Below are 25337 nucleotides of genomic sequence, written 5' to 3'. Positions count from 1 at the left end.
GGGAGGGGCTCCTGGAGCGTCCTCGTAACCGGATCCACGCCGTCCGCGTTGGTGCGGGCATGAAGAAGATGCTCACCGCAGTCGCCCTGACCTGTTTCGCCGCGACCGGCGGCCTCGCCGCGGCCGGAACCGCCGCCGCCGACGCGAGCCTGCCGTCGGTCGTGCCGCTCAGCGGCGTCCTGACCCCGAAGGCCAAGCCGGCCGGTACGCCGGACCTGCCGCCCGCGAACGCGGCGGTGGAGCGCCTGCTCCCCGGACACCACTGAGCCGTACGGCGGGCGGCGAAGGACGAAGGACGAAGGTGGCGGGACCCCCCACGGGCCCGCCACCTTCGCGTCTTCTCCATGACTCAGGAATGCTCTGCCGGACGCGCCGGACGCGCCGGACGCGCCGGACTCAGTCGGCGACGACCAGCGACGGCGTCTCCTTCGTCAGGACCTCACCGCGGAAGAACGCGGGACTCCGGCGCTGCATGACCAGCATGATCACCACGCCGATGAGCAGCAGTCCGACGCCGATCACGAAGACCGAGCCGACACCGAAGACCGCGGAGCCGGAGCCGTAGGCCGGGTCCCACATGTCGTACAGCGTCTTGCCGAAGACCGCCGTCAGCATCAGTCCGCCGAGCAGCGGCATCAGGCCCTTGTAGGCGAAGTCCCGGCCGGAGCGGAAGAGCTCGCCCCGGAAGTACCAGACGCAGGCGAAGGCCGTGAGCGCGTAGTAGAAGCAGATCATCAGGCCGAGCGCGTAGATGGTGTCGACCAGGACGTTCTCGCTGAGCAGGGTCATCACGGTGTAGAAGACGCCGGTGGCGACACCGGCCACGACCGTGGCCTTGCCGGGGGTCTTGAAGACCGGGTGGACCTTGGTGAAGGACTTCGGCAGGGCCTCGTACGTGGACATCGCGAGCACCGTGCGGGCGACCGGGATGAACGTGGTCTGGAGGCTGGCGGCCGCCGAGGCGAGGACCGCGACGAAGAGCAGGATGCCGAGCGTGGGGCCCATGACCGGGCCGGCGAGAGCGGCGAAGACGTTGTCGGAGGTCTCCGGGTTGGCGAGGCCGAGGCCCTTCTCGCCGGAGCCGACGACCATCTGGGCGGCGATGCCGGTGGCCAGGTAGGAGCCGACCAGGACGACCATCGCGATGAGCGCGGCGCGGCCGGGGGTCTTGGCGCTGCCGGTGGTCTCCTCGTTGGTCGCCATGCAGGCGTCCCAGCCCCAGTACATGAAGATCGAGAGCGAGAGGCCGGCGGTGAAGGCGGCGAAGGACTGGACCGCGAAGGGGTTCATCCAGGACCAGGAGAAGTCGACCGAGGTCTCGAAGGAGCCGGCCTTCGTGAGGGCCATGCCCACGAAGACGGCGAGGACGACGAGCTGGAGGCCGACGAGGGTGTACTGGACGCCCTTGGTGGCGGTCATGCCGCGGTAGCTGATCGCGGTGGCCGCGGCGATGAGGGCCAGGCAGGTGACGATGTGGACGGCTTTGTTGTCGTCCAGGGCGGCGATGGACTCACTGCCGCTGATCTCACCGGCGAGGAGCCAGAAGTAGGAGGTCGCGACGCCCGCCAGGTTGGAGAGGACGATGATCGTCGCGATGACGAGGCCCCAGCCGCACATCCAGCCGATGCGGGGCCCGAAGGCCTTCACGGTCCAGGTGAACGAGGTGCCGCAGTCGGGCATGACCTTGTTGAGCTCCCGGTACGCGAAGGCGACGAGGAGCATCGGGAGGAAGCCGGCGAGGAAGATCGCGGGCATCTGCAGTCCGACCTCGCCGGCGGTGGAGCCGAGGGTCGAGGTCAGGCAGTAGACGGGGGCGACGGTCGAGATGCCGATGACGGCACTGCCGAGGAGGCCGACGGAGTTTCCGCCGAGTCCTTTGGTGCGCACACCCTGGGCACCGGCCGCGCCGTCGGTGTCACCCGGGGCGTTGACGCCCCTTACCGTGTCTCCGGCCTGGGGCCGCGCTTCCACCTGAGTCATGAACAGGACGTTAAATGCTGCGGTTTCCATATCCGGACGATCAAAATCCGCTCATCTGATCGATCGCCGCCTTGCATTGGGCGGGTCTAAGCGGACGCACACCAATGATTGAAAGATCGACCAACGGCACGGGCCGACCAACTGGTAGGTCGGTCGACCCATGTCCGATATGCGGGAACCGCAGCCCAGCCCGAAATGTCCGTTTCGAAATTTTCCCGAGGAATTTTCGGGGACGTCGTCAGCCCGGCCACACCACCGCTTGCAGCTCGCTGTAGGCGTGCAGCGCGTACGAGCCCACGTCCCGTCCGACCCCGCTCCGCTTGAATCCGCCGAACGGCGCCTCCATGTTCCGTCCGATCGTGTTCACGCCCACCCCGCCGGCCCGCAGCCGGGCCGCGATCCGGAAGGCCCGGGCCACGTCGCCCGACCACACGTAGTCGAGGAGCCCGTAGTCGCTGTCGTTGGCGAGCGCGATCCCCTCCTCCTCGTCGTCGAAGGGGACCACCACGACGACCGGCCCGAAGATCTCCTCCCGCACCACCCGCATCTCGTTGGTGCAGTCGGCGAGCAGCGTCGGAGCCACGTAGAAGCCCTTCGGGAGGTCCGGCCGCTCGCCGCCGGCGACGACCCGCGCCCCTTCCTTACGGCCGAGCTCGACGTACGACTCCACCCGGTCGCGGTGGGCCGCCGAGATCACCGGGCCGACGATCGTGCCCTGCTCGGCCGGGTCCCCCACCTTCATGAAGGCCAGATAGCCGGTGAGCTTCTCGATCAGCCGCTCGTAGATCCCGCGCTGGGCGAGCACCCGGGTCGGGGCCGTACAGATCTGTCCGCTGTAGAAGGAGAAGGTCGTCCCGATCCCCATCACCGCCGAGTCCAGGTCGGCGTCGTCGAGGACGAGCGCGGCCCCCTTGCCGCCCAGCTCCATCAGCTGCCGCTTGAGCGTCCGGCCGCAGACCTCGCCGATCGCCTGCCCGACCGCCGTGGAGCCGGTGAACGACACCATGTCGACGTCCGGGGAGTCCACGGCCGCCTGCCCCGCCTCCACCGAGGAGCCGGTGACCACGTTGACGACCCCCGGAGGGACGCCGGCCTCCTCCAGGGCGCGGGTCATCGCGTACACGGAGAGCGGGTCCTGCGGGGCGGGCTTCACCAGGACCGTGTTGCCCATCGCGAGCGCGGGGGCGATCTTGCCGGCCGGGTTGGCCCAGGGGTTGTTGTACGAGGTGATGCACGTGACGACCCCGACCGGGCGGCGCACCGCCACCGCGCCGAACACCCCGGCCCTCCCCATCGGGCCCGCCTCGTTGATCTGCGGGGGCAGCGCCTGCTCGACCGGTTCCATGGCCCCGCGCGCGTACCGCCGGAAGCGGGCGGAGCCGACCGCGACCTGCATGCCGCGCGCCGTGCCGGTGGTGGCGCCGGTCTCGGCGCGGGCGAGCAGGGTGTTCGCCTCGGCGTCCCTGGCCATCAGGTCGGCGGCCCGGTCGAGGATCGCCGCCCGCTCCTCCGGTCGCGTCCGGGACCAGGAGCCGAAGGCCTCGCGGGCCGCGGCGGCCGCGTCGTACACCTGGGCGCGGGAGGCCTCCGGGGCGAGGCCGACGACCTCCTCGGTGGCCGGGTCGATCACCTCGTAGTGACCGCCGTCGGGCTCGACCCACTCGCCGCCGATGAAGAGCTGCTGGTTCACCTGGTCGCCACCGTCCTCGTGTCACGGCCGGAGCGCAGCACCTTCCCCGGGACCGCGCCGGTCACCTCGTCGTCCCGTACCGTCTCCACGCCGTTGACCCGCACCGACACGATCCCGACCGCCCGCGAGTCCAGCCGCGGGCTGTCCCCCGGCAGGTCGTGCACGAGGGTCGCCGGGCCGGCGTCGATCCGCTCCGGGTCGAAGAGGACCAGGTCGGCGTGGAAGCCCTCGGTGATCCGGCCGCGCTCGCGCAGCCCGAAGAGCCGGGCAGGGTCGTCGGTCAGCATCCGCACCGCCCGCTCCAGGGGCACGAGCCTGCGGCCGCGCAGGCAGTCGCCGAGGAACCGGGTCGTGTAGGGCGCCCCGCACATCCGGTCCAGGTGGGCGCCCGCGTCGGAGCCGCCGAGCATGACGTCCTCGTGGTCCCAGGTCTCGCGGCGCAGCGTCCAGGACGCCGGGTCGTTGTCGCTGGGCATCGGCCACAGGATCGTCCGGAGCCCGTCGTGGGCGCAGATCTCGACGAGGCACTGGAAGGCGTCCTGGCCGCGCTCGGCCGCGATGTCGTCGACGACGCGGCCGGTGAGGCCCTCGTTCTCGGGGCTGTACGTGTCCCCGATGACGTACCGCCCGAAGTGGGCGAGGCGCCGGAAGACCCCGGCCTCCTTGGAGTCGGCGCGCCGCAGCATCTCGGCCCGCACGTCCGGATCGCGGAGCTTCGCGATCCGCTCGGGGACCGGAAGTCCGAGGATCTCGCCCCAGCCGGGGATGAGGTTGAGGGCGCAGAAGGTCCCGAGCGACATGTTCATCGGGGTCAGGATCGGCATGGTGAGGGCGACGATCCTGCCGCCGGACTTCCGGGCCCGCTCGGAGGCGGTGAGCTGGCGCGGGACGCGTTCGGGGACGGCGGCGTCGATCGTGAGGACGTTCCAGTTGAGGGGGCGTCCGGCGGCGGCGGTCATCTCGACGAACAGCTCGATCTCGTCGTCGGAGAACTGGTCGAGACAGCCGGCGAGGATCGCTTCGAGCTGGGTGCCCTCGTGCTCGCCGACGGCGCGGGAAAGCGCGATGAGCTCCTCCGGACCGGCGTGCCGGGAGGCGACGGGGGCGCCGTCGCCGTCGGAGTGGGTGGACGACTGGGTGGTGGAGAGCCCCCAGGCGCCGGCCTCCATGGCCTCCTTGAGGAGGGCGACCATCTGCGCGAGCTGCTCGGGGGTGGGCTGCCCGCCGACGGCTTCGGGGCCCATCACGTACCTGCGCAGGGCGCAGTGGCCCACCATGAATCCGGCGTTGACGGCGATGCGGCCGTCGAGGGCGTCGAGGTACTCGGCGAAGGACGACCAGGACCAGTCGACGCCCTCCTCCAGGGCCTTCAGGGCCATCCCCTCGACCTTGGACATCATGCGGCGGGTGTAGTCGGCGTCCTCGGGCCGGTCCGGGTGGAGCGGGGCGAGGGTGAAGCCGCAGTTGCCGCCGGCGACGGTGGTGACGCCGTGGTTCATGGACGGGGTGGCGTACGGGTCCCAGAACAGCTGGGCGTCGTAGTGGGTGTGCGGGTCGACGAAGCCGGGCGTGAGGACGAGACCGGTGGCGTCCTCGGTGCTCCGGGCCTCCTCGCGTACGGTGCCGGGCTCGGCGACGACGGCGATCCGGCCGTCCCGGATGCCGACGTCGGCGGTGAAGGCGGGGGCGCCGGTGCCGTCCACGACGGTGGCGCCCGTGATGAGGTGGTCGAGCATGACGGTCCCTTTCTGGACGTGGACACGGGTGTGCCCCGGACCGGGGGCCGCCGCGGAACGGCCTCCGGCCGGGGCCGGTACGGGGCGGCGGTCCGGGAAGACACCACCCCGCGCTCGTCGTGCACCGCCCGCCGGCGGGCGGTCGCGCCCCGGCGGCAGGCCGTCAGGCGCCGGCGGACCGGCGGAAGCGGGTCGTGCGGTGGACCGGGTCCGTGTCGATCTTCGGGATCACGTGCTCACCGATCAGCTTGATCGAGTTCATCGTGTCCTCGTACGAGATCCCGATCGGCAGCCCGAAGGACAGCTGGTCCGCCCCCGCCTGCTCCCACCGCTTGCACTGCGCCAGGACCTCCGAGGGGTCGCCGCAGATCATCAGCTCCTCCTGGATGAGGAGTTCGATGATCTCGGCCGAGTACTCCGGCAGGAGCTCCGGCCACTCCGGGATGCCCTCCGGCCGGGGGAAGGTGTCGTGGTAGCGGAAGAGGAGGGACTGGAGGTAGTTCAGGCCGCCGCCCACCGCGATCTCGACGGCCTTGTCGTGCGTCTCGGCGCAGATCGCCGTCGAGGTCACCATGACGTTGTCGTTGACGAAGTCGCCGATCGCCTTGGCTTCCTTGATCGCGGTCTTGTACGACTCGACGACCCACTCCATGTCGGAGACCTTCTGCACGCTGAAGCCGAGGACGCCGAGGCCCTTCTTGCCGGCCATGGCGTACGAGGAGGGGGACCCGGCGGCGTACCACATGGCGGGGTGGGACTTCCCGTACGGCTTCGGGAGGACCTTGCGGGGCGGCAGCGACCAGTGCTTGCCCTGGAAGCCGACGTACTCGTCCTGGAGCCACATCTTGGGGAACTCGGCGATCGTCTCCTCCCACAGCTCCTTGGTGTGGTTCATGTCGGTGATGCCCGGCATGAACCCGAGGATCTCGTGGGAGCCGGCGCCCCGGCCGGAGCCGAACTCGAAGCGTCCGCCGGAGAGGTGGTCGAGCATGGCGACCTTCTCGGCGACCTTCACCGGGTGGTTGACGGGGGCGAGGGGGTTGAAGATGCCGGAGCCGAGGTGGATCCGGTCGGTGGCGTGGGCGAGGTAGCCCAGGTAGACGTCGTTGGCGGAGAGGTGGGAGTACTCCTCCAGGAAGTGGTGCTCCGAGGCCCAGGCGTACTTGAAGCCGGACCTGTCCGCCTGGATGACGTACTCGGTCTCCTCCATGAGGGCCTTGTGCTCGGCTTCGGGATCGGTCTCGGCGCGCTTGCCGACGTATCCCTGTACGAAGATCCCGAATTCCAAGGGGGTTCACCGTCCTCGTGAGTTTCTGACGTGTCGTCAGATTCGTGATGTGCCCGACTGTCGCACCGCGGGATGGACCCGTCAATACCTGACGAGCCGTCAGGTCGGTCTAGAAGAGGCTGACCCCCGCCAGCCAGCCGCCGTCGATCACGAACGGCTGCCCCGTGATGTACGCCGAGTCGTCCCCGGTCAGGAACAGCGCGAGGGCCGCGACCTCGTCCGGCCGCCCGATCCGCCCGAGCGGCACGAGCTTGCGGTACAGCTCGGCCGTGGCGGCCGGGTCCACGCCCTCCGGATTGCTCATGGGGGTGTCGATGGCGCCCGGGCAGACGGCGTTCACCCGGATTCCCTTCGCGGCCAGCTCCAGGGCGGCCACCCGGGTCAGTCCGAGGACGGCGTGCTTCGAGGCGGCGTACGCGCCGACCCCGGCCATCCCGGTCAGCCCCGTGTACGAGGCCGTGTTGACGATCGTCCCGCCGCCGGCCGCCGCGATCTCGGGCGCGACGGTCCGGATGCCGAGGAAGCAGCCGGTCTGGTTGACGGAGACGATCGCCTGGAACTCCTCCAGGGGCGTGGACAGCAGCTCGTTGAAGCGCAGGATGCCGGCGTTGTTGACGAGCCCGTCGATCTTCCCGAACCGATCCTTGGCGAGGGCCACGGCGGCGGTCCAGTCGTCCTCCCTGGTCACGTCCAGACGGACGTAGACGGCCCGCTCCTCCCCCAGCTCCTTGGCCAGCGCGGCTCCGGCGTCGTCGAGGACGTCCGCGAGGACGACCCCGGCCCCCTCCGCGGCGAACAGCCGGGCCTCCTGCTCGCCCTGTCCGCGCGCCGCGCCGGTGACGAGGACGACCCGCCCGTCGAGTGTGCCCATGTCCGTACTCCCTAGAGGTGAGGGGCGACCTCCGTGCCGAAGGCCGCCATCTGGTCGATGAGTTCGGTACGGCTCCGGGAGCGGAACCGGACCTGGATCTGGTGCACGCCCATCTCCCCGTACGCGCGCAGGGAGGCCGCGATCTCCTCGGGGCGGCCGCTGAGGGTGCGCCGGCCGACGGCCCAGTCGGGCGTGCCGACGTACAGCGGCTCGGCGATCGCGCCGACGGTGATCGGCTCCGCGATCCCGGCCTCGGCGCGCAGCCGCAGCAGCTTCTGGATCTGTACGGCGAGCCGCTCGCGCGGGTCGCCCTGCGGGAGCCAGCCGTCGCCCTTGAGCGCGGCGCGGCGCAGGGCGGCCGGGGAGGAGCCGCCGACCCAGAGCGGGACGCGCTCCTGTGCGGGCCGGGGCAGCTGCCCGAGGTCCTTGAAGGCGAACCGCTCCCCCAGGTGCTCCGGGTACTCCTCGGGCCCGAGGGCGGCCCGCAGCGCGTCCATGGTCTCGTCGAGCACCGCGCCCCGGCGCGCGAAGTCCACGCCGAGCGCCTCGAACTCCTCCTGTACGTGCCCGGCGCCGACCCCGAGGACGAGCCGCCCGCCGGAGAGGTGGTCGAGCGTCGCGTACGCCTTGGCGGTGGCGAGCGGATGGCGCAGCGCGACGACGGCGACGTGCGAGAGCAGCCGGACGCGTCCGGTGGCGGCGGCGAGGAAGGAGAGCGTGGCGACCGGGTCGTACCAGACGGTGCTCATGGCCTCGGCGAGCCGGCGCGGGATGGCGACGTGCTCGCAGCCGGCGAGGTAGTCGAACCCGTGGTCCTCGGCTGCGCGGGCGACGGCGAGCAGATCGGCGGGCCCGGCGGCCGCCTCCCAGGGCTCGGCGTAGATCGCGCTCTGCGACTGGACCGGCAGCTGCATCCCGTAGACCACCATGAGGAACCCCCTTGAGCCCCGGCCGCCCCGCGACCGCGCATCTGACGAAGCGTCACTTTCACGAGCGGGGCCCATGCTCGTACCTGACACTCCATCAGGCAAGGGGCGGGAGAGGGTCACGGGCGTTCGCTTTCGTCCAAGACGCACGCGCCGCCCCGCTCCAGGATGGGTTCCGGCGGCAAGGCGTCGCGGCCGAACGCCGACCCGCCGTCCTCACCCACCGGACCTGAATGGACGTCCTCCATGCGTTCCCTGCTTCGCCGCACCGCGCAAGCGAGCTCCGCCCTGCTCCTCGCCACCGGCGGCCTGATGTTCACGGGCGGCCCGGCCCAGGCCGCCCAGTACGACGGCGCCGACCCGGCGTCCACCTACTGCGGCGGCACCACCAGCACGCCCCGCTCGGCCGCCCTCTACGACCCGAAGTACGGCTTCCACGTCGGCACGATCGACCTCCGCTACAACTCGGGCTGCCGCACGGTGTGGGCGCGCATCACCCTCGACAACCCCCAGGGCTGGTGCGGGGACTCGGCCTCGGGCCAGCCCTGCGCCCACGCGCAGGTCATCCGGGACGACAACGCCGTCATGGAGTGCGTGGTGCCGCAGGGCAGCACCTCCTGCTACACCCGCATGCTCAACGACGCCAACACGCAGTCGTACGCGCAGGGCATCACGTACACCTCGGGCGGCCTCAGGTACACGACGACGGGCCGCTACTGACCCGAAGCGCCCCGGGCCCGGGCCACCGCACGACGGGAGACGCCGCGGCGGCCCGGCCCCGCCCGGTCCGCCTCCCCCGGCGGGCCGGGCTGGCCCTTCTCGGCGCGGGGCCCGCTACGGGCGCCAGAGGCCGTCCTCGGTCAGACCCAGCAGGTCGATCGCGTTGCCGCGGACGATGCGGTCGACGACGTCCGGGGCCAGGTGCCCCATCTGCGCCTCTCCGACCTCCCTCGACTTGGGCCAGGTGGAGTCCGAGTGCGGGTAGTCCGTCTCGTACAGGACGTTCCCGGCCCCGATCGCGTCGAGGTTCCTCAGCCCGAAGGCGTCGTCGAAGAAGCAGCCGAAGACGTGACCGGCGAAGAGCTCCGACGGCGGCCGCAGCACCTTGTCGGCGACCCCGCCCCAGCCGCGGTTCTCCTCCCACACGACGTCGGCGCGCTCCAGGATGTACGGGATCCAGCCGATCTGCCCCTCCGCGTACATGATCCTCAGGTTGGGGAAGCGCTCGAACTTGCCGCTCATCAGCCAGTCGACCATCGAGAAGCAGCAGTTGGCGAAGGTGATGGTCGAGCCGACGGCCGGCGGTGCGTCCGCGGAGGTCGACGGCATCCGGCTGGAGGAGCCGATGTGCATCGCGATGACCGTGCCGGTCTCGTCGCAGGCACGGAAGAAGGGATCCCAGTGGTCCGTGTGCACCGAGGGGAGCCCGAGGTGCGGCGGGATCTCCGAGAACGCGACCGCCCGCACCCCGCGCGCGGCGTTCCGGCGGACCTCGGCGGCGGCCAGCTCCGGATCCCAGAGCGGGATGAGGGTGAGCGGGATGAGCCGCCCGTGCGCCTCGGGCCCGCACCACTCCTCCACCATCCAGTCGTTGTACGCCCGGACGCAGAGCAGTCCGAGCTCACGGTCGCTCGCCTCGGTGAAGGTCTGCCCGCAGAAGCGGGGGAAGGTCGGGAAGCAGAGCGCGGACTGGACGTGGTTGACGTCCATGTCGGCGAGCCGCTCGGGCACCGAGTGGGAGCCGGGCCGCATCTGCTCGTACGTGATGACTTCGAGCCGTATCTCGTCGCGGTCGTAGCCGACGGCGGTGTCGAGGCGGGTGAGGGGCCGGTGCAGGTCCTCGTAGACCCACCAGTCGCCGATCGGGCCCTCGTCCCCCCTGGCCCCCATGACGGGGGCGAACTTCCCGCCGAGGAAGGTCATTTCCTTGAGCGGGGCGCGGACGATGCGGGGTCCGGTGTCGTGATACCGGGACGGGAGCCGGTCCCGCCAGACGTGCGGGGGCTCCACGGTGTGGTCGTCCACCGAGATGATCTTCGGGAAGGTCTCCATGGCTTTCACGGTAGCGCCGATCTGACGACCCGTCAGCTATCGTGCCGGGAATCGGCGGTGTGACGGGCTCCTTACGGCCTTATCACGGCCCGGACTACGGCCGACCCGATGCTGACGGACTCCCTCCGGACAAGGCAGACTGTCCAGGGCGAAACAAGCGTGGGCGGTACGGGCAGGGGGAGCTATGGACCGTGAGAGCGGGCCGCGAGTTCCGGTGCAACGGGCTCCGAAGACGGGCGCGGACGCCGGCACGGGCCTGAACCCCGACGAGGGCGGTCGCGGACGGGCGGACACGGAGACGCAGGCCGTCACCGGCCGGGACGGGGCCGGAACCAAGGACGTGAGCCAGGAAGCGGGTACGCATTCCGGCCACGTCGCGGGCACGGGCACGGAGACGGGCACGGGGCCCGGCGCAGGGACGCACAGGGGAACGGCCACAGGGACGAACGCCGGGCCGGACGTGGGCGCAGCCCCCGGAACGGCCCCGGGAACGGGCACCGACCCCACTCCCCACCCCGCCGCCCCCGCCACCGGACTCCTCCGGTTCGCCGTGCTCGGACCCGTCCGGGCCTGGCGGGACGGAGAACCCGTTCCCACCGGATCGCCGCAGCAGCGGGCCCTGCTCGCCGCACTGCTCCTCCGCGGCGGACGCACGGCCACCGCCTCCGAGCTGATCGACGCCCTCTGGGGCGAGGAGTCGCCCTCGCAGGCCCTCGCGGCCGTACGGACGTACGCCTCCCGGCTCCGCAAGGCGCTCGGCCCCCAGGTGCTCGTCAGCGAGTCCGGCGGCTACGCCCTGCGGACCTCCGCCGCCGCGCTCGACGTCGCCACCGCGCAGGAACTCGGCGCCGAGGCCGAGAAGCTGCGGGCCGCCGGGGACCGGGCCGGCGCCCGCGACCGGCTCGCGGAGGCGCTGGACCTGTGGGACGGCGAGGTGCTGGCCTCCGTACCGGGGCCGTACGCCGAGACGCAGCGGACCCGTCTGGAGGAGTGGCGGCTCACCCTCCTGGAGACCCGCCTCGACGTCGACCTGGAGGTCGGCGCGCACGCGGAGGCCGTGTCCGAACTGACCGCGCTCACCGCCGCGCATCCGCTGCGGGAGCGGCTCCGCGAGCTGCTGATGCTCGCCCTCTACCGGAGCGGACGGCAGGCCGAGGCGCTCGCGGTGTACGCGGACACGCGCCGGCTGCTCGCCGACGAGCTGGGCGTCGACCCCGCTCCCGAACTCTCGCGGCTCCAGCAGCGCATCCTGCAGGCCGACGCCGAGCTCGCCCGCCCGGTGGAGGAGGCCGCCCCGGCCGCCGCGCCCGTCGCCCGTCCCGCGCAGCTCCCGGCGACCGTCCCGGACTTCACGGGCCGGGCGCCGTTCGTACGGGAGCTGAGCGCGCGGCTCGCCACGGCCGAGGGCCATGTCATGGCGGTGTCGGCGCTGGCCGGCATCGGCGGGGTCGGCAAGACGACGCTGGCCGTGCACGTCGCGCACGAGGCGCGGCCGCACTTCCCGGACGGGCAGCTGTACGTGGACCTCCAGGGGGCGGGCTCCCGGGCGGCCGCGCCGGAGACGGTCCTCGGCTCCTTCCTCCGCGCCCTCGGAACCCCGGACTCGGCCATTCCGGACTCACTCGACGACCGGGCCGCGCTGTACCGCTCGACGCTGGACGGACGCCGGGTCCTGGTCCTCCTGGACAACGCGCGGGACGCGGCGCAGATCCGCCCGCTGCTGCCGGGGACGGCGGGCTGCGCGGCGCTCGTGACGAGCCGGATCCGGATGGTCGACCTGGCGGGGGCGCATCTGGTGGACCTGGACGTGATGTCCCCCGAGGAGGCGCTCCAGCTGTTCACCCGGATCGTGGGCGCGGAGCGGGTCCAGTCGGAGCGCGAGGCGGCCCTCGACGTGGTGGCGGCCTGCGGTTTCCTGCCCCTGGCGATCCGGATCGCGGCCTCGCGCCTGGCGGCCCGCCGGACGTGGACGGTGTCGGTCCTGGCGGCGAAGCTGGCGGACGAGCGGCGGCGCCTCGACGAACTCCAGGCGGGCGACCTGGCCGTGAAGGCCACCTTCGAGCTCGGCTACGGGCAGCTGGAGCCCGCGCAGGCGCGCGCGTTCCGCCTGCTGGGCCTGGCGGACGGCCCGGACATCTCGCTCGCGGCGGCCGCGGCGGTCCTCGACCTCCCGCTCTGGGACACGGAGGACCTCCTGGAGGCGCTGGTCGACACGTCCCTCCTGGAGTCGGCGGCGCCGGGCCGCTACCGCTACCACGACCTGGTGCGCCTCTACGCGCGTGCGTGCGCGGACCGCGACGAACAGCCCCCGACGGAGAAGGAGGCGGCCCTCTCCCGCCTCCTGGACTTCTACCTGTCGACCGCGGCGCGGGTGTACGCGATCGAGCGCCCCGGCGACCGGCTGGTGGACCACCTGGAGCCGGCCTCGTACGAGGGCCTGACCTTCACCGACCGCCACGAGGCCCAGGACTGGCTCTACGCGGAGGCCAACTGCCTCCTGGCCATGGTCCGCCAGTCGGCCGCGTCCCCCACCACCCTCCGTCGCGCGGTGGACCTGCTGTGGGCGTCGCTGGACCTCGGGGAGTCGGGAGCGAACTCCAGGGAGTTCGAGGCGACGGGCGTCGTCGTGCGTGATGCCGCGCGCAGCCGCGCCGACGGCAGGGCCGAGGGCCGCGCGCTCATGGTTCTCGCGGGTGTCCATCACACGGCGGGCCGCTTCAAGGAGGCGGACCGGGACGCGGAACTCGCCCTGCCGCACGCGGATCGGGCCGGAGACCCCTTGCCCGCCTGCTGGTCCGCCAACGCCCGGGGGATCATCGCGCTCTACCAGAACCGCTTCGTGGAGGGCGAGCAGTACCTCACCGAGGCGATCGAACGGTTCCGCGAGATCGGGGACGAGCCGGGAGAGGCGAGCGCCCTCTGCAATCTCTCGCGCATCCACCTGGCCATGGGCCGTACGCCGAGCGCCATAGCGCTCGCCCGCCAGGGCACGGAGATCTACGACTCGATGGGACACGCGCTCCGCGGAGCCAACGGCCGGTACGCCCTCGGCCTCGCCCTCACCCAGGACGACCAGCTCGCCGCGGCGGCCGAACAGCTCCGCGAGGCGCTGGCGGTCTTCGCCGACAGCAGGCAGCGGCTGTGGGAGGGCATGACGCTCTTCCGGCTGTCCGAGGTGGACATCGCCGCCCGCCGGCACGCCCAGGCGGCCTCGAACGCCGAGATGGCCCTCACGGTGCTGCGGGGCATCGGGGGCGAGTGGCGGCGGGGCAACGTCCTCACCGTCCTGGGCCGTGCCCTCTTCGGCATCGGCCAGAGCGGCCGGGCGCTGGTCTGCTGGCAGGAGGCACTCGGCATCTTCGACGCCCTGGGGGCCCCGGAGGCCGCCGAGGTCCGTGCGCTGCTGACGCCCGTGAAGGCGGCGTAGGGCCTGCGGCCAGTACGTTCATCGTTCGTTTATCGCCACCCGGCATGCTCTTCCCATGACGATCCGCCGCGTCGGGGGGCAGACGGGTCGCCGATGAGGGCCACAGCCCCTGAGTACTAGGGTGATCGGCCCCGGAGATTCGCCCAGCTGTCCACGGGGGAACGGCTGGGCGGATCTCCCCCCATCTCGGACATCACACGCAGGAGTTGACGAGCATGACCGACCCGATCAAGCAGGACCCGATCATCACCACCAAGGACATGCACGCCACCTCCGAGCCGGCGGTCGACGCGATCACCGGCAAGATCACGGGTGGCCGCGACGAGTCCGTCGTCACCAAGGACATGCACGCGACCTCCGAGCCCGCGGTCGGCGCGATCACCGAGAAGATCACCGGTGGAAACGGCGAGGCGGCCCCCGCCAAGGACATGCACGCCACCACGGAGCCGGCCAAGTAGACCACTCCCGACGGGGAACGGCCGCGGCGGCGACTTCGGGGGAGCCGCCGGGCCGACACGGGAGGTCCGGTCGACGGGGGAGCACACGGGCTTGGGGGACACCGGAACGGAACCAGGGGGGATCCGTACCGGCAGGACCGTGCGCAACGCGATCGGACCACCGCACGATGAGGGGCCGGGCAGCTGCCCGGCCCCTCCGGTGTGTGTACGGCCCTCGGAGCGCGGCATCGCGTCCCCGGCCCGGCGGCTCCGGCCTCAGCGGGCGTACGAGCCGAGGCCGATCAGGCAGTAGACGTACTGGCTGACGACGGCACCGTTCATCGTGTAGCGGTGCGAGAAGGCGTACTGGGTCTTGGGGTTGGCGTTGCAGCGGTTCATGTCGGAGGTGAACGGGAACGTCTGGATCACCTTGTAGTGGGCGTCGGACGCCGAGCACGGGACCTCGTCGACGCCGCTGACGGACTGCGCGGTCGTCGAGTCCGGGAGCGAGCCGTTGAGGCAGGTGCCCTTCTCGTACGGGTCGGGTTCCTTCTCCGTGGGCGTGGTGGCGGGGGTGCCGTCCACGTCGAAGGTGGGCGGCGGCGGGTAGGAGAACGTCGGGATCGGGCCGGGGCCCGTCGAGCCCGCCCTGTCGTCCTTGTCGTCGCTCAGGACGTACGAGCCCGCGATGATCGCGCCGAGGACGGCGAGCGGGATCAGGCAGCCGAGGACGCCGCCCTTCTTCTGTGCGCCCGCGACGGTGATGCGCAGGTACACCGTGCCCTCGCCCAGCCGTGCGGCGACGAGTTCGCCGTGACGGCAGGGGCGGACGCTGAGGTGGGCGGGGCCGGTCGGCAGCGTGACGGTGATGATCACGCCCTGGGCCGCCTGCTGCGGGGTCAGGGTGAGGGGGATCTCGGAAGACGCTGGCGAGGACACGGGCTGCTCCAGGGGAGGTGGGTCTGCGGTTCGCCGAGGACTGCCCCTATGACGTGTACACGGCGGCGGACGGTTGCACTCCCTTCGGGGGGGCGCGCGCTCAGGCCGCGCCCGCGCTCCTCGCCCTCAGCTCCCCCTTCACCACCTTCCCGCTCGCGTTCCTCGGCAGCTCCGTCACGAACTCGACCTCCCTCGGCACCTTGAAGTTCGCCATCTCCCGCCGCGACCAGGCGATCAGATCGTCCGCCGTGACCCGCGCGCCCGGCCTGCGGACCGCGAACGCCTTGCCCACCTCCCCCAGCCTCGGGTCCGGGACGCCGATGACGGCGACGTCCGCGATGTCCGGGTGGAGGCCGAGGAGTTGCTCGATCTCGGCCGGGTAGGCGTTGAAGCCGCCGACGATGAACATGTCCTTGAGGCGGTCGGTGATGCGCAGGTTGCCCTGCTCGTCGAGGACGCCGATGTCCCCCGTGTGGAGCCAGCCGTCCTCGTCGATCGCCGCCGCCGTCTCCGCATCGTCCTCGAAGTAGCCGGTCATCACATGAGGGCCGCGGACCAGGACCTCGCCCGTCGGCGAGACGCGGACCTCCGTGCCGGGGATCGCGCGGCCCGAGGTGGTGGCCACCGTCTCGGCCGGGTCCTCGCGGCGGCACATGGTGACGATGCCGCTCGCCTCGGAGAGGCCGTACGCCGTGAGGACCGTGCCGACGCCGAGTTCGGAGCGGAGGCGCTCGACCAGACGGAGGGGGACCACCGCCGCGCCCGTCACGACCAGGCGGAGGGTGGAGAGGTCGTGGCCCCCGCGGGCCGGGTGGTCCAGGAGGGACTGGTGAAGGGTGGGCGGGCCGGGGAGGACGGTGATGCGCTCGGCGGCGATGTTGGCGAGGACCGTGTCGACCGTGAACACCGGCTGCGGGACGATCACCGCGCCCCGCATCAGACAGGCGAGGATCCCGGCCTTGTAGCCGAAGGTGTGGAAGAAGGGGTTGACCACGAGATAGCGGTCGCCCTCGCGCAGGCCGGCCAGCTCGGACCAGATCGCGTAGCAGCGCAGGCTCTGGGCGTGGCTGATGACGGCGCCCTTGGGTCGGCCGGTGGTGCCGGAGGTGTAGATGATGTCCGAGGGGGCCGCGGGGTCGATGGCGGCGGCCCACGCGTGGACCCGGGCCGCGGGGACGCCGTCGCCCTCCGCCAGGAACTCCTTCCAGGTCGTCCACTCCTCGGGCGCGCTGTCGCCGAGCACCACGACCCTCTCCAGGTCCGGGAGCGCGACCCCGGAGCGGCGCAGGGAGGCCACGTACGAGGTGCCGAGGAAGGTGCCGGTGACGAAGAGCAGCCGGGCGCGGGAGCGCTGGAGGACGTACGCCGCCTCGGTTCCCTTGAAGCGGGTGTTCAGCGGGACCAGGACGGCGCCGGCGGTGACGGCGCCGAGCGCGGAGACGATCCAGTCGAGGGTGTTGGGGGCCCAGATCGCGACCCGGTCCCCCACCCGTATGCCGGTGGCGAGACAGGCGGCCGCGGCCCGCTCGACGCGTTCGCCGAGTTCGGCGTAGCCGACGCGGTTGCGGCCGTCGACGACGGCCTCCCGCGGGCCGTACCGCTCGGCGGCCGCTCGTACGAGACCGGGGATCGTGCCCCACTCCAGGTCGCCGCGCATGTTCATACCCAACCTCCTGTAGCTGACTATCCGTCAGATTAGTTGTAGCCTGACGCGCTGTCAGCAGTGCTGCCCCATGAGGAGGTTCGGTGCTCAAGGACGCCACGGCCATCGTCGGCATAGGTCAGACCGCCTTCGCGAAACAGCTCCCCGAGACGGAGAAGACACTCGCCTGCCGAGCGATCCTCGCCGCCCTCGACGACGCCGGGATCGAACCGTCCGAGGTCGACGGCTTCGCCTCGTACACGATGGAGGAGACCGACGAGGTCGAGGTCGCCAAGGCCATCGGCGCCGGCGACGTCACCTTCTTCTCCAAGGTCGGCTACGGCGGCGGCGGTTCCTGCGCCACCGTCGGCCATCTCGCCGCCGCCGTCGCCACCGGACAGGCGAGCGTCGGCGTCGCCTGGCGGTCCAGGAAGCGGGGCAGCGGCCCCCGCCCCTGGAAGAACACCGCCGTCCAGCTGCCCACCCCCGGCCAGTGGACCCGCCCCTTCGGACTGCTCCGCCCCGCCGACGAGATCGGCATGCTCACCCGCCGCTACATGCACGAGTACGGCGCCACCCGCGACCACCTCTTCAACGTGGCCCTGGCCTGCCGCAACCGCGCCAACCAGAACCCCGCCGCGATCATGTACGAACGCCCGCTGACCCGCGAGATGTACATGACCTCCCGCTGGATCAGCGAGCCGCTCTGCCTCTTCGACAACTGCCTGGAGACCGACGGGGCGCTGGCCTGCGTCATCGTCTCCGCCGAGCGGGCCCGGGACTGCCGCCGCAAGCCCGTGTACGTCCACTCCGCCGCCCAGGGCCTGCCCGCCCAGCACCACGGCATGGTCAACTACTGGAACGACGACCCGCTCTCGGGACCCGCCTGGACCGCCGCCCGCCACCTGTGGAAGCAGGCCGACTTCGGCCCCCAGGACGTCGACGTCGCCCAGATCTACGACGCCTTCACCCCGCTCGTCCCGCTCTCCCTGGAGGGCTACGGCTTCTGCGGCCGCGGCGAGGGCGGCGCCTTCACCGAGGGCGGCGCGCTGGAGATCGGCGGCCGGCTGCCCCTCAACACCGGCGGCGGCGGACTCAGCGAGGCGTACGTCCACGGCTTCAACCTCATCAACGAGGGCGTGAAGCAACTCCGCGGCACGTCCACCGCCCAGGTCCCCGACGCCGCCACCTGCCTCGTCACGGCGGGCGAGGGCGTCCCCACCTCCGCCATCCTGCTGCGCGCCTGAGGAGCTGATCCGCATGCTGACCCCCGTCACCGACGAGGACGGCGCCCCCTTCTGGGAGTACGCCGCCCAGGGCGAACTGCGCGTCCAGAGCTGCGCCGACTGCGGCGAGCTGCGCTTCCCGCCCCGCCCCTGCTGCCCGCACTGCCAGTCGTTCGCGAGCGAGTGGCGCCCGATGTCCGGCCGCGGCCGGATCTGGTCGTACGTGCTCCCCCACCCGCCCCTGCTGCCCGAGTACGCCGCCCAGGCCCCGTACAACGCGGTGATCGTCGAACTCGCCGACGCCCCCCGCATCCGCCTCGTCGGCAACGTGGTCGCCACCCCGGACGCGCCCCTGAACTCGGTCGACCCCAGCCGGCTCCGGATCGGCGCCCCGGTACGGGTGGCCTTCGCCGAGATCGACGGCGTCGTCGTCCCGCGCTGGCTCCTGGAGCGCGGATGAGCACCCCCGGCATCACGGTCGAGCGGGACGAGGGGACCGGGGTCGCCGTCGTCACCCTCGACCGGCCGGAGAAGCACAACGCCCTCACCCTGGAGATGGCCCGTGACCTCGGCGCCGTCTGGCGGGGGTTCCGGTACGAGGACGAGGTCCGCGCGATCGTCGTCACCGGGGCCGGCGGGCGGGCCTTCTGCACCGGCATCGACCGGGCCGCCGCCGGGAACGTGCCGCAGCCCTCGTCCCCGTACACGATCGACGACCCGCTGCTCACGATCGGCCCCAAGGCGAACGACCTGTGGAAACCGGTCGTCTGCGCCGTCGAGGGGATGGCCTGCGGCGGGGCGTTCTACCTGCTCGGCGAGTCGGAGTTCCTGGTCGCGGGCGAGGACGCCGCCTTCTTCGACCCGCACACCACCTACGGCATGGTCAGCGCCTTCGAGACCGTCCACATGGCGCAGCGGATGCCGTACGGGGAGATCGCCCGGATGGCCCTGATGGGCAGCGCCGAACGGATCTCGGCCCGGCGGGCCTACGAGACGGGCCTCGTCTCCGAGCTGACCCCGCCCGGCGGCGCGCTGGCCGCCGCCCGCGAGGCCGCCGCGGTCATCGCGGGCCACCCGACGGAGGCGGTGCAGGGGACGGTCCGGGCGCTGTGGTCGGTGAAGGAGGCCGCCAGGGCCCAGGCGCTGGCGCACGCGCCGCACCTGGTCGCCCTGGGCAACCTCACGGCCGACCGTCAGGCGGAACTGTTCGGGAGGCGGGGGGCGGGGTTCAGGACGAGGTAGCGGACGGGGTGGCGGTGGAGGCGGTGGCCCCCGGCACCTCGCTCTCGACATAGGCGATGCAGTCCTTCACCCGGCCGACGGTCCCGGGGTGGACCATCTCCACCTCGAAGGTCTTCGTCCCCCTGCGCTCGACCGTGATCGTCGTCTCGGCCTCGTCCACCTTCCGGTAGCCCGAGTCCCTGAACTCCACGCGGACCCGGAACGTCTTCTCCTCCCACGCGTCCGAGGTGATCCTCAGCGTGGTCGTGGTGTCCGCCCTGCGGGTCGGCTTTCCCTTGCGCTTCTTCTGCGCGGGCTTCACGCAGTCGACGGTGGTGACGTGGACGGCCGCGGTCGGGGAGGCCGTCGGCGTGGGGTCGTACGTGTACTCGTCGGCGGCGCTGTTGCCGCCCGAGCCGCCGTAGTCGTCGTTGCTCTTCTCGTCGGTGGAGCAGCCGCCGCCCGAGTCGTCGTCCGAGTGCCCGCGGCTCTTGCTCTTGCCGCTCTTGCCGCTGCCCCCACCGCTGCTGCTGCCGTGGCCGGTGTGGAAACCGGTCAGCGCCAGCACCACCACCGCGAGTGTCGCCGCGAGCTTCAGGCGTGTGCGTACCATCGCCGCTCCCCGTCTTCCTGTCGTGTCCGCGCCACTGTAGCGGCGCCGCGCGGCCACGTGGCGGGCCCCCCGCAGCGGGCGTAGCGTCGGGAGCGAGAGCCGGACCGTCAAGGAGGCCGCATCGATGATCCGCAACGTCGCCGGCTCGGTCCTGGCTCTCGCCGGAGCGACGGCCGCCGTCTGGAGCCCCTTCCGTGCCTGGTACGACGGCCGTCACGGACGTGACTACGCGATCGACGAGCTGTTCACCGGCATCACCGACGCCAAGGGCGAGCTGCTCGGCTCGATGCTCGCGCCCTTCCTCTTCGCCGCCCTCCTGACCCTCGTCGGAGTGGTGCTGCGCTCCCGGCTGCTCGTCGCGCTCGCCGGGCTCGTCGTCCTCGGCTTCACCGTCCTGTGGATGGTGCGGGTGGGGCAGGCGGAGGGCAGCCTCACGATCGGCGGCGACGGCACGGGACTCGGCGACGGGGTCGCGAACGCCTTCGGCGGCGGGATCCTCCTGCTGCTCGGCGCGCTCGTCATGTCGGGCAGGTCCCGCCCGCCGCACCACGTGGACCGGCCGCCCCGGCCCACCCACCCCACGCTGGACGGGCCGCCCCCGGACGACACGTCCACGCTCGAGGCGCCGCGCGCGCACCCGCAGGCCCCGGCGCCGTACGCGGCGACCCAGACGTACGACGTACCCGTCCGGGACCCGGAGCAGGAGCAGCGGCAGGAACGGGGAGACCCGCCGCCGCAGCGCTGAAGCGCTGCGGGGCGGGTCCCTGTCCGTGCGTCGTACGCCCTGCCGGCCGGCTAGCGTCCGCCGGCTCCCCGGCCCGTGGCCGTGCCCTTGACCGCGTCGAGCGCGTACACGCAGCGGTCCTTGCTGCAGGCGTACACGACCCCGTTCCTGACCACCGGCGAGCCGGTGATCTCGCCACCGGTCGCGAGCTTCCAGCGGAGCTGCCCGCCGGTCGCGTCCAGGGTGTAGAGGACGTGGTCGGCGGAGCCGAAGTGCACCCGGCCGTCGGCGACGACGGGCGAGCCGACCAGTTCGCCGCCCGCCGCGAACCGCCACCGGGGGGTGCCGGTGACCGCGTCGAGCGTGTAGAGCGCGCTGCCGCTGCCGACGTGGATGTTGCCGTCGGCGACGAGGACCGGCTCGGTCGACTGGCGCGGCTCGGTCGCGATCCGCCAGCGGTCCTGACCGGTGGTGGCGTCGAGGGCGTACACCGTGCCGAGGTGGTCGGAGAGGTACACCCCGCCGCCGGTGACCGCCGGGCCCGGCGCGAACGCGGGCGGGGAGGTGAAGACGGCCGGCGCCTCGAAGTGCCAGCGGACGTGACCCGCCGCGACGTCGATCGACAGGACCCGGGTCCCGGCGGAGACGTACACACAGCCGTCCTCGGCCGGGGCCACCCGGACCGGCACGTTGGCGCAGGAGGCCGCGTCGCCGATCGGGTACGACCAGCGCTCCGCTCCGGTGCGGGCGTCGAGGGCCTGGAGCCGGGCGTCCCGCCACACGTACACGGTGTCGCCGTGCACGGCGGGCCCCGCCTCCGGGGTCTCGAAGTCCGTCTGGGCTCCGGTGACCTCCCACAGCTTGGCGCCGTTGGAGGCCTCCCAGCCCTGCACTCCGCCGCCGCGCGTGCCGGTGACGACGGTGCCCCGGTCGACCTGGAGCGAGTACACCCAGGCGTCCGTCCGCAGCCGCCAGCGCTCGGCGCCGTCGGTCGCGTCGAGGGCGTAGAGCGTGGGCCCGTCGGAGGCGTGGATACGGCCCGCGGCGACGGCCATGGACCAGGCCACGTCCCGGGTCTTGAACTGGCGCCGGCCGCTGCCGGTGTCCAGGGCGTGTACCTCGAAAGAGGTCACGTACAGCAGGTCGCCGTCCACGACCGGGGTACCCCAGACGTCGTTCGACATCCGGAAGCGCCACGGCCGCCAGGGGCCGGGTTCGGCCGGCGCGGCCTGGTCAGAGCCCTGCGGCGGCACGTTGACCGGGCGGGAGCCGGGCGGCGGGCCGGGCTCCCCGGCGTACGAACCGTGGTCCACGCCGTGCGGACCGCCGCCGGGCGGACGGATCCAGCCGGTCGCCGGGCCCGCGTCGGCGCCCCGGCCGACGGCGAGCGCCGCACGCGTGTCGGCGACCCGGGGGCCGGGTCCGATCGGGACGGTCGCGCCGGCGAGGCGCACGGGACCGCCCGAGCTCTCGGCGGGCCCGGCGTGCCGGCCACCGCCGACGGGCGCGGGCTCCGGGAAGCGCGGGTCGCCGCCCCGCTCGGCGGGACCCCGGGGCGGACGCGGCGGCATCGGCGGCGCGGGAGCCGCCGGAGCCGGGCGGCCACCGCGGCGGGTCTCGATCATGTCGGTGGCGCTGCGCGGCAGCCAGGCCGAGGCCGTGCCGCTGTCGTCGCTGCCGGGACCGAAGAGATGCGGGGCGAGCTGGGCCTGGAGGTCGGCCGGGGTGGGCCGGCGGCTGACGTCCATCTGCATGCAGGCGTCGATGAGGGGCCGCAGCTCGTCGGGCAGGCCCTCCAGGTCGGGGCCCTCGCGCAGCAGCATGAAGACGGTCTCGACCGGGTTGGCGCCGTGGAACGGCGCGTGGCCGGTGGCGGCGAAGACCAGCATCGAGCCCAGCGAGAAGACATCGCTCGCGCCGGTGACGCTGCGCGAGTCGCGGGCCTGCTCGGGCGACATGTAGGCCGGGGTGCCGACGGCGACGTTGGTCATGGTCAGGCGCGTGTTGGAGACGCCCGACGCGATGCCGAAGTCGATCACCCGGGGGCCGTCCTCGACGACGAGGACGTTGGAGGGCTTGAGGTCACGGTGGACCAGGCCCGCGCCGTGGATGGACTGCAGGGCCTCGGCCACGCCGGCGGCCAGCCAGCGCACGGCCTGGGCCGGGAGCGGTCCGCACTCGTTCACTATTTCCTCGAGCGAGGGCGCGGGGACGTACGCGGTCGCCAGCCAGGGCACGGCGGCCCGCGGGTCGGCGTCCACGACGGCGGCCGTGTAGAAGCCGGAGACCGCCCGCGCGGCCTCCACCTCACGGGTGAAGCGGACCCGGAACAGCTGGTCCTCAGCGAGCTCCGTGCGCACGGTCTTGATCGCCACGCGCCGGCCCGAGGCCGAGCGCGCGAGATAGACCAGGCCCATTCCGCCCGCGCCGAGCCGGCCCAGCACCTCGAAGGGCCCGATACGTCTCGGGTCGTGCTGCGTCAGCTGTTCCACTTGCCTGCCACCTCCCCGTACGGGCCATGAGGGTACGGCCCCGTGGCCCTGATTCTTCCTGTCCGAGGGCCCGGTTGCGAACCCGGGGGCGGATCGGGGTGTCTCAGGTCATATGGAAGCCATCCGGAGGGGAAGCCTCACCTCGTGCCGGACGGCTCCGAGAGGACCGCGAACCGCGCGCCCTGGTTGTCGTGGAGGACGGCGATCCGGCCGTGCGGGGTGTCGAAGGCGGGGGTGGCGACCCGGCCGCCGAGCCGGACGGTGGTCTCGCAGGCCTCGTCGCAGTCGGGGACGGCGAAGTAGACGAGGACGTGTCCCGGCATCTCGGCGGGGAAGTCGTCGCTGATCACGGCACGTCCGCCGAAGGCGCTGTCGTCGCCGGTCCGGGAGCCGGGGGGCGACCAGACGCGGTAGTCGAAGCCTGCGTCCCTGCCCTCGTCGTCGGCGTCGGCCTGGCGGCCGAGGTAGCCGAAGACGGTGGCGTAGAAGGTGTCGACGGCGTCGGGGCGGCGCGTGTACACCTCCATCCAGCAGAAGGAGCCCGGTTCGTTGATCGTCTCGAAACCGTCTTCGTCGCCCGACTGGCGGAGGCCGAAGACGGCGCCGCCGGGGTCGGCGGCGAGCGCGAGGACACCGAAGGGGCCGACGGGGTAGGGCTCCATGACCATCTGGCCGCCGGCGGCCTTGATCCGGGCGGCGAGGGTGCCGGCGTTCTCGGTGGCGAGGTAGACGGTCCAGGTGGTGGGCATGCGGCCGTCGCGCTTGGGGAGGAGACCCGCGACCCGGCGTCCGTCGAGGAGGGCCTCGTCGCGGTCGGGGTCGAAGGTCCAGCCGAAGAGCTCGCCGTAGAAGCGCTTGCCCGCCTCCAGATCGGGGAGCTGCGCGTCCACCCAGCAGGGGGTGCCCTCAGTACGTACGGCCATGTCCACACGCTAGGTCGGCGGAATCCGTCCCGCAGCGTCCTCCACCACGGAGAAATACGAACAAAGTGGCGATTTATCGTGCCAGAACCCTTGGGACACTTGAGTTGTCCACCGAAGTTGTCCACAGGCTGTTCATAAGCCTATTCGGGTACCGGAATCCCCCGGTCCGGGCACGGGGATCCCGCCGGCCCCCCACCCGACCGCCACGAGTGGCGCGATCACGCCCCTCCCCCGTGCTGCCACGCCCGGGGAGACACGCGTGCCGACCTCGGAGAACACGAGTGGCAGGGGGGTGCACCCCATTTGCAGTCGGCCGAATCGCGCGCCGACACCCCCTCGGTAAGCTGACGGCATGACAGGACAAGTACGCACCGTCGACGGCCGCGTGGCCGGACGACGCGGCCAGGCGACGCGGCAGAAGCTGCTCGACTGCCTCGGTGAGATGCTCAGCTCCTCGCCCTACCGGGACGTCAAGGTCATCGATGTGGCCCGGAAGGCGGGTACTTCACCCGCGACGTTCTATCAGTACTTCCCGGACGTCGAGGGGGCCGTTCTCGAGATCGCGGAGGAAATGGCCAAGGAGGGCGCCGGGTTGACCGAGCTGGTCTCCGGCCGTTCCTGGGTCGGCAAGGCCGGCTGGCAGACCTCGGAGGAACTCGTCGAAGGCTTCCTGGACTTCTGGCGGAAGCACGACGCCATCCTCCGGGTCGTGGACCTCGGCGCCGCGGAGGGCGACAAGCGGTTCTACAAGATCCGCATGAAGATCCTGAACTCGGTCACCAACTCCCTCACGGACGCGGTGAAGGAGCTCCAGGCCAAGGGCAAGGTCGACAAGGAGGTCAGCCCCGCCGCCATGGCCGGCTCGCTCGTGGCCATGCTGGCCGCGGTCGCCGGCCACCAGAAGGGCTTCACGACCTGGGGCGTGAAGCAGTCCGAACTCAAGCCCAACCTCGCCCTGTTGGTGCACCTGGGCATCACCGGCAAGAAGCCGACCCGATAGCCCCACCCCTCTCCTCCACCCGTCCTGTCGTGGGCGCCCGCCGGGGGCCCCCCCCCCCCCCCCCCCGCGGCGGCGCCGGGGGCGGGGGGGGGCGGGGCCCCCCCCCCCCCGGGCGGGGGGCCCCCCCCAAACGGCCGCCGGCCCCCGGCC

At 72.3% G+C, this 25337-nt stretch carries 21 protein-coding genes; 9 read left to right on the top strand and 12 right to left on the bottom strand.

From position 1 onward, the window contains the following. The first annotated feature begins 59 nt into the window (after positions 1–59). The gene (locus ACFQ79_RS30590) at positions 60–266 is read left to right on the top strand and encodes a hypothetical protein (RefSeq protein ID WP_383589507.1); all 207 of its coding nucleotides are present in this window, start codon (positions 60–62) and stop codon (positions 264–266) included. Positions 267–396: 130 nt separating this feature from the next. On the opposite strand, the gene ACFQ79_RS30585 is transcribed toward ACFQ79_RS30590, so the two are convergent. From ACFQ79_RS30585 to ACFQ79_RS30560, 6 genes are all read right to left on the bottom strand, one after another. Then, positions 397–1980, bottom strand: coding sequence for an APC family permease (locus tag ACFQ79_RS30585; RefSeq protein ID WP_383589505.1), 1584 nt, complete (start codon positions 1978–1980; stop codon positions 397–399). A 238-nt stretch (positions 1981–2218) separates the two neighbouring features. Beyond that, a complete protein-coding gene (locus tag ACFQ79_RS30580; protein ID WP_383589503.1) occupies positions 2219–3670 on the bottom strand; it encodes an aldehyde dehydrogenase family protein in 1452 nt (483 codons plus the stop codon). Then, entirely contained in the window at positions 3667–5406 is a 1740-nt protein-coding gene (locus ACFQ79_RS30575) for an amidohydrolase family protein (protein ID WP_383589501.1), read from the bottom strand. The genes ACFQ79_RS30580 and ACFQ79_RS30575 overlap by 4 nt, the downstream gene beginning before the upstream one ends. Positions 5407–5569: 163 nt before the next feature. Continuing rightward, positions 5570–6694, bottom strand: a complete 1125-nt coding sequence (locus ACFQ79_RS30570) for an LLM class flavin-dependent oxidoreductase (protein WP_266966647.1) — start codon at positions 6692–6694, stop codon at positions 5570–5572. A gap of 109 nt (positions 6695–6803) precedes the next feature. Then, positions 6804–7565: an SDR family NAD(P)-dependent oxidoreductase gene (locus ACFQ79_RS30565; RefSeq protein WP_383589499.1), complete on the bottom strand. Its 762-nt coding sequence runs from the start codon at positions 7563–7565 to the stop codon at positions 6804–6806. A gap of 11 nt (positions 7566–7576) precedes the next feature. Beyond that, positions 7577–8494, bottom strand: a complete 918-nt coding sequence (locus ACFQ79_RS30560) for a TIGR03619 family F420-dependent LLM class oxidoreductase (RefSeq protein WP_383589497.1) — start codon at positions 8492–8494, stop codon at positions 7577–7579. Positions 8495–8737: 243 nt separating this feature from the next. On the opposite strand from ACFQ79_RS30560, the gene ACFQ79_RS30555 reads away from it, so the two are divergent. Continuing rightward, positions 8738–9211, top strand: a complete 474-nt coding sequence (locus tag ACFQ79_RS30555; protein WP_383589495.1) for a DUF2690 domain-containing protein — start codon at positions 8738–8740, stop codon at positions 9209–9211. A 114-nt stretch (positions 9212–9325) separates the two neighbouring features. Here ACFQ79_RS30555 and ACFQ79_RS30550 read toward each other — a convergent pair whose 3' ends face one another. Next, positions 9326–10543 carry an amidohydrolase family protein gene (locus ACFQ79_RS30550; protein WP_383589493.1) on the bottom strand — a complete coding sequence of 406 codons (1218 nt, stop codon included), beginning with the start codon at positions 10541–10543 and terminating at the stop codon, positions 9326–9328. Positions 10544–10727: 184 nt separating this feature from the next. Between ACFQ79_RS30550 and ACFQ79_RS30545 the strand changes: the two genes are divergently transcribed. After that, positions 10728–13970 carry a BTAD domain-containing putative transcriptional regulator gene (locus tag ACFQ79_RS30545; protein ID WP_383589491.1) on the top strand — a complete coding sequence of 1081 codons (3243 nt, stop codon included), beginning with the start codon at positions 10728–10730 and terminating at the stop codon, positions 13968–13970. Between the two features lie 215 nt (positions 13971–14185). Beyond that, a complete protein-coding gene (locus ACFQ79_RS30540; protein WP_383589489.1) occupies positions 14186–14428 on the top strand; it encodes a hypothetical protein in 243 nt (80 codons plus the stop codon). A gap of 255 nt (positions 14429–14683) precedes the next feature. On the opposite strand, the gene ACFQ79_RS30535 is transcribed toward ACFQ79_RS30540, so the two are convergent. Together ACFQ79_RS30535 and ACFQ79_RS30530 are read right to left on the bottom strand one after the other, a co-directional pair. Beyond that, positions 14684–15346: a hypothetical protein gene (locus tag ACFQ79_RS30535; protein ID WP_383589487.1), complete on the bottom strand. Its 663-nt coding sequence runs from the start codon at positions 15344–15346 to the stop codon at positions 14684–14686. Between the two features lie 100 nt (positions 15347–15446). Continuing rightward, positions 15447–17003: a FadD3 family acyl-CoA ligase gene (locus ACFQ79_RS30530; protein WP_383589522.1), complete on the bottom strand. Its 1557-nt coding sequence runs from the start codon at positions 17001–17003 to the stop codon at positions 15447–15449. 89 nt (positions 17004–17092) lie between these two features. Between ACFQ79_RS30530 and ACFQ79_RS30525 the strand changes: the two genes are divergently transcribed. From ACFQ79_RS30525 to ACFQ79_RS30515, 3 genes are read left to right on the top strand one after another with little or no spacing between them, the layout of a single operon-like run. Next, positions 17093–18235, top strand: coding sequence for a lipid-transfer protein (locus ACFQ79_RS30525; protein ID WP_383589486.1), 1143 nt, complete (start codon positions 17093–17095; stop codon positions 18233–18235). Between the two features lie 13 nt (positions 18236–18248). Next, a complete protein-coding gene (locus tag ACFQ79_RS30520; RefSeq protein WP_073916297.1) occupies positions 18249–18674 on the top strand; it encodes a Zn-ribbon domain-containing OB-fold protein in 426 nt (141 codons plus the stop codon). Further along, on the top strand, positions 18671–19456 hold the full coding sequence (locus tag ACFQ79_RS30515; protein ID WP_383589484.1) for an enoyl-CoA hydratase/isomerase family protein: 786 nt from the start codon (positions 18671–18673) through the stop codon (positions 19454–19456). The genes ACFQ79_RS30520 and ACFQ79_RS30515 overlap by 4 nt, the downstream gene beginning before the upstream one ends. Here the strand turns inward: ACFQ79_RS30515 and ACFQ79_RS30510 are convergent. After that, positions 19443–20048, bottom strand: coding sequence for a hypothetical protein (locus tag ACFQ79_RS30510; protein WP_383589482.1), 606 nt, complete (start codon positions 20046–20048; stop codon positions 19443–19445). The genes ACFQ79_RS30515 and ACFQ79_RS30510 overlap by 14 nt on opposite strands. 124 nt (positions 20049–20172) lie before the next feature. Here ACFQ79_RS30510 and ACFQ79_RS30505 point away from each other — a divergent pair, with 124 nt between their 5' ends. Beyond that, complete coding sequence (locus ACFQ79_RS30505) at positions 20173–20793, top strand: hypothetical protein (protein ID WP_383589481.1); 621 nt, start codon at positions 20173–20175, stop codon at positions 20791–20793. A 50-nt stretch (positions 20794–20843) separates the two neighbouring features. Here the strand turns inward: ACFQ79_RS30505 and ACFQ79_RS30500 are convergent, their stop codons facing one another. Both ACFQ79_RS30500 and ACFQ79_RS30495 read right to left on the bottom strand, forming a co-directional pair. Beyond that, positions 20844–23264, bottom strand: a complete 2421-nt coding sequence (locus tag ACFQ79_RS30500; protein ID WP_383589479.1) for a PQQ-binding-like beta-propeller repeat protein — start codon at positions 23262–23264, stop codon at positions 20844–20846. Between the two features lie 137 nt (positions 23265–23401). Further along, entirely contained in the window at positions 23402–24187 is a 786-nt protein-coding gene (locus tag ACFQ79_RS30495) for a VOC family protein (protein ID WP_383589477.1), read from the bottom strand. Between the two features lie 352 nt (positions 24188–24539). Between ACFQ79_RS30495 and ACFQ79_RS30490 the strand changes: the two genes are divergently transcribed. Next, entirely contained in the window at positions 24540–25187 is a 648-nt protein-coding gene (locus ACFQ79_RS30490; protein WP_319319436.1) for a TetR family transcriptional regulator, read from the top strand. The last annotated feature ends 150 nt before the right edge of the window (positions 25188–25337 follow it).

It is taken from the genome of Streptomyces sp. NPDC056480, assembly GCF_042795405.1.
Classification (GTDB): domain Bacteria; phylum Actinomycetota; class Actinomycetes; order Streptomycetales; family Streptomycetaceae; genus Streptomyces.
Note: the sequence above shows the minus strand (reverse complement) of the source record. Positions and strands in the feature narration are given on the sequence as shown.

What these genes read in the sequence shown, in the direction of transcription:
- ACFQ79_RS30590 (WP_383589507.1), top strand. Translation starts at nt 60, where the DNA reads ATGAAGAAGATGCTCACCGCAGTCGCCCTGACCTGTTTCGCCGCGACC.
- ACFQ79_RS30585 (WP_383589505.1), bottom strand. Translation starts at nt 1,980, where the DNA reads ATGACTCAGGTGGAAGCGCGGCCCCAGGCCGGAGACACGGTAAGGGGC.
- ACFQ79_RS30575 (WP_383589501.1), bottom strand. Translation starts at nt 5,406, where the DNA reads ATGCTCGACCACCTCATCACGGGCGCCACCGTCGTGGACGGCACCGGC.
- ACFQ79_RS30565 (WP_383589499.1), bottom strand. Translation starts at nt 7,565, where the DNA reads ATGGGCACACTCGACGGGCGGGTCGTCCTCGTCACCGGCGCGGCGCGC.
- ACFQ79_RS30560 (WP_383589497.1), bottom strand. Translation starts at nt 8,494, where the DNA reads ATGGTGGTCTACGGGATGCAGCTGCCGGTCCAGTCGCAGAGCGCGATC.
- ACFQ79_RS30555 (WP_383589495.1), top strand. Translation starts at nt 8,738, where the DNA reads ATGCGTTCCCTGCTTCGCCGCACCGCGCAAGCGAGCTCCGCCCTGCTC.
- ACFQ79_RS30550 (WP_383589493.1), bottom strand. Translation starts at nt 10,543, where the DNA reads ATGGAGACCTTCCCGAAGATCATCTCGGTGGACGACCACACCGTGGAG.
- ACFQ79_RS30545 (WP_383589491.1), top strand. Translation starts at nt 10,728, where the DNA reads ATGGACCGTGAGAGCGGGCCGCGAGTTCCGGTGCAACGGGCTCCGAAG.
- ACFQ79_RS30540 (WP_383589489.1), top strand. Translation starts at nt 14,186, where the DNA reads ATGACCGACCCGATCAAGCAGGACCCGATCATCACCACCAAGGACATG.
- ACFQ79_RS30530 (WP_383589522.1), bottom strand. Translation starts at nt 17,003, where the DNA reads ATGCGCGGCGACCTGGAGTGGGGCACGATCCCCGGTCTCGTACGAGCG.
- ACFQ79_RS30520 (WP_073916297.1), top strand. Translation starts at nt 18,249, where the DNA reads ATGCTGACCCCCGTCACCGACGAGGACGGCGCCCCCTTCTGGGAGTAC.
- ACFQ79_RS30515 (WP_383589484.1), top strand. Translation starts at nt 18,671, where the DNA reads ATGAGCACCCCCGGCATCACGGTCGAGCGGGACGAGGGGACCGGGGTC.
- ACFQ79_RS30510 (WP_383589482.1), bottom strand. Translation starts at nt 20,048, where the DNA reads ATGGTACGCACACGCCTGAAGCTCGCGGCGACACTCGCGGTGGTGGTG.
- ACFQ79_RS30505 (WP_383589481.1), top strand. Translation starts at nt 20,173, where the DNA reads ATGATCCGCAACGTCGCCGGCTCGGTCCTGGCTCTCGCCGGAGCGACG.
- ACFQ79_RS30495 (WP_383589477.1), bottom strand. Translation starts at nt 24,187, where the DNA reads ATGGCCGTACGTACTGAGGGCACCCCCTGCTGGGTGGACGCGCAGCTC.
- ACFQ79_RS30490 (WP_319319436.1), top strand. Translation starts at nt 24,540, where the DNA reads ATGACAGGACAAGTACGCACCGTCGACGGCCGCGTGGCCGGACGACGC.